We start from the raw sequence: 3076 nt of genomic DNA on the forward strand, positions 1-3076 counted from the left end.
GTCACGTGGTTCGGCGTCGGCGGGAGGGGGCGTGGGTGTGGGTGGGGGTGTGGCGGGGGTAGTGCTCATGCGTCCAGGGTACGGGGCCTGGGCTCGGGCACCGTTCTGGGCGCGGGCCGGACCGGGGGAACCTGTTGGGTCGGGCCCTCCTGCGGAGCGTCATGGTTCGAGTGGAGCGTCTGCACGGGCGGCGAGAACCGTGGCTGATGGATCCGGCGGAACAAGGAGTCGCGCGATGACCAAGTACCTGATCTCGTTCCCGAGCGAGGCGATGGTGATTCCCGAAGAGGACTTCGCCGCCGTGAGCGAGGAATCGCACGCGGTGATCCAGGAGGCGAAGGACGCGGGCGTCTACGTCTTCGGTGGCGGGTTGGACGAGGATGTCGCGCCTGTCCTGGTGGCCGGCGACGGAACCGTCACCGATGGCACCTATCCCGACACGCGCGTGCCGAACGGCGGCTACACGGTCCTTGAGCTGCCGTCCCGCGAAGCAGCTCTTGAGTGGGCGGCGAAGATCGCGGTGGCGTGCCGCTGTTCGCAGGAAGTGCGTGCGTTCCTGTACGACCCCGCTTCCTGAGCACTGCGTGGCGGGCCGGAGCGAGTCCGGCGTGCTTCTGGATTTTTGGGGGGTTTCTGCTGTGCTTGGTCGCATGACGCCCGATGCCTCTTCCGAATCCGGTCCACGCCGCTCCCGAACCGTCCCCTCACCTCGGCCGTTGCGCAGGATGACCGCGCGCAGGCGTGACGAGGTGCACCGGGTCGCGTCGCCGCTGGAGCTGTTCTTCGATCTGTGTTTCGTCGTGGCCATCGCCCAGGCGGGAGTGCAGCTGGTGCACTCCGTCGCGGAGGCGCACGCGGCCGAGGGCGTCCTGAACTACGCGATGGTGTTCTTCGCCATCTGGTGGGCCTGGATGAACTTCACCTGGTTCGCGTCGGCGTACGACAACGACGACGCCTTGTACCGGGTCGTCACGCTGATCCAGATCGCCGGTGTGCTGGTGCTGGCCGCCGGGGTGTCCCAGGCGTTCGAGGACCACGACTTCCTGTTGGTCCTGCTGGGCTACGTGATCATGCGGATGGCGCTGACCGTGCAGTGGCTGCGCGTGGCCCGGAACGCGGACGGCGCCGAGCGGCGGATGGCGCTGCGGTACGCGGGTGGGGTCCTGGTGTGCCAGGTCGGCTGGGTGGGGCTGGTGCTCCTGCCGGAGTCCGGCCGGCCGTGGCTGTTCCTGGTGATGGCGATCGCCGAGATGTGCGTTCCGCTGCTGGCGGAGAGGGAGTTCAGCACCGTCTGGCATCCGCATCACATCTCCGAGCGGTACGGGCTCTTCACGATCATCGTCCTCGGCGAGACCATCGCCGCGGCCACGATCGCGGTGAAGGTGGGGGTGGACGAGAACGACGCGTTGGGCGAGCTCCTCCCGATCGCCTCGGGCGGGCTGCTGATCATCTTCGCCGCGTGGTGGATCTACTTCGTCGTACCGATCCACGGTCATCTCAGCTCCAGCAGGAAGGCGTTCCTCTGGGGGTACGGCCACTACGTGATCTTCGCGTCGGCGGCGGCGATCGGTGCCGGGCTGGAGGTCGCGGTGGAGCAGGCGGTCGGCAAGGCGCGCATCTCCACGCTGGCTGCGTCGGCCGCGGTGACACTTCCGACGGCTCTGTTCTTCCTGACCGTCTGGGTGCTGCACGCCCGCCACTACAAGGTGGGCGCGGCACAGCAACTGGTGCTGCCCGTCACGGCGTTGGCGGTGGCCCTGTGCACGTTCCTGGGTGACTGGGCGGTGTTCGCGGCGGGTGTGGTGGCCGCTCTTGCGGTGGTCGTGGGGGTGACGCTGACTGCGCGGATGGCCGCGCGGGAGGAGAGGGAGGAGGAAGCGGCCGGCGCGCCTGCCGCGTAGGGCGGGTCGACACTGGGCGTATGACAGTTGACGCTCTGACGGATGTGGCCGGGCTGCGCGTGGGGCACGCCACGAGGATCGGTGACGGTTGGCTCACCGGTACGACGGTTGTCCTCGCCCCGGAAGGCGGCGCGGTCGCCGCGGTGGACGTGCGCGGCGGTGGGCCGGGTACCAAGGAGACCGACGCGCTCGATCCGCGCAATGTGGTGCGGAAGGTCGAGGCGCTCGTACTGACCGGTGGCAGCGCGTTCGGGCTGGACTCGGCGACCGGTGTGATGGCCTGGCTGGAGGAGCGGGGGCGCGGGGTGCGGGTCGGGCCCGATCCGCTGCACGTGGTGCCCGTCGTGCCGGCGGCCTGTGTCTTCGACCTCGGCCGGGGTGGCGACTTCCGGGCCAGGCCGGACGCGGCGACCGGCCGTGACGCGGTGGAGGCCGCGGCGGCGAGCGAGCCGGGCGCGCCTGTCCCGGAGGGGTCCGTGGGCGCCGGGACAGGGGCGGCCGTCGGAATGATGAAGGGAGGGGTCGGCACCGCGAGTGCCGTGCTCGATTCGGGTGTCACGGTGGCGGCGCTGGTCGTGGCCAACGCGGCGGGGTCGGTGGTGGAGCCGGAGACGGGGGCGTTGTACGGGGAGTTGGTCCAGGGGCTCTTGAGCTGTCCGGCCGAGGAGGTTCACGAGGCTGCGCGGGGGCGGCTCGCCGAGGCCGCGGCGAAGAACAACCTTCCCCCGCTGAACACCACCCTCGCGGTGGTCGCCACCGACGCCGACCTGTCGAAGGCACAGGCCCAGAAGCTGGCGGGCACGGCGCACGACGGCATCGCGCGTGCCGTCCGGCCGGTGCATCTCCTCAACGACGGCGACACGGTGTTCGCGCTCGCCACGGGGACCCGTCCGCTGGCGGAGGAGAACCCGCTCGCCCTCAACGAGATCCTCGCCGCCGGCGCGGACCTGGTCACGCGCGCCATCGTCCGGGCGGTACGGGCCGCCGAGTCGGTGGAGGGCCCGGGCGGGATGTGGCCGGCGTACGGGGAGTTGTACGGCGAGTCGCACGGGCGGCGGTAGCGGGAGGGGGTCGAAGGGCATCCCCGAGGCGAGTACCGGCACCTCGCGGTCGTACAGCCGGTCGGCGAGGACGACGAGCCGCCGCGCGGTCGACTGGTCCGGGACCGGCTGGAC

3 protein-coding genes and 1 pseudogene are annotated in these 3076 nt (G+C 70.8%); 3 read left to right on the forward strand and 1 reads right to left on the reverse strand.

Annotation, left to right across the window (positions count from 1 at the left end; genetic code table 11):
• Positions 1–235: 235 nt before the first annotated feature.
• From O3Q52_RS51215 to O3Q52_RS51225, 3 genes are all read left to right on the forward strand, one after another.
• On the forward strand, positions 236–577 hold the full coding sequence (locus tag O3Q52_RS51215) for a YciI family protein (protein ID WP_269655264.1): 342 nt from the start codon (positions 236–238) through the stop codon (positions 575–577).
• Between the two features lie 148 nt (positions 578–725).
• Positions 726–1901: a low temperature requirement protein A gene (locus O3Q52_RS51220; protein WP_269655265.1), complete on the forward strand. Its 1176-nt coding sequence runs from the start codon at positions 726–728 to the stop codon at positions 1899–1901.
• A 20-nt stretch (positions 1902–1921) separates the two neighbouring features.
• On the forward strand, positions 1922–2962 hold the full coding sequence (locus tag O3Q52_RS51225; RefSeq protein WP_269655266.1) for a P1 family peptidase: 1041 nt from the start codon (positions 1922–1924) through the stop codon (positions 2960–2962).
• Positions 2963–2965: 3 nt separating this feature from the next.
• Here the strand turns inward: O3Q52_RS51225 and O3Q52_RS51230 are convergent.
• A pseudogene (locus O3Q52_RS51230) lies at positions 2966–3076 on the reverse strand (cell division protein ZapE); the annotation flags it as partial.

The sequence above is a fragment of the Streptomyces sp. ActVer genome (assembly GCF_027270795.1).
Classification (GTDB): domain Bacteria; phylum Actinomycetota; class Actinomycetes; order Streptomycetales; family Streptomycetaceae; genus Streptomyces; species Streptomyces umbrinus_A.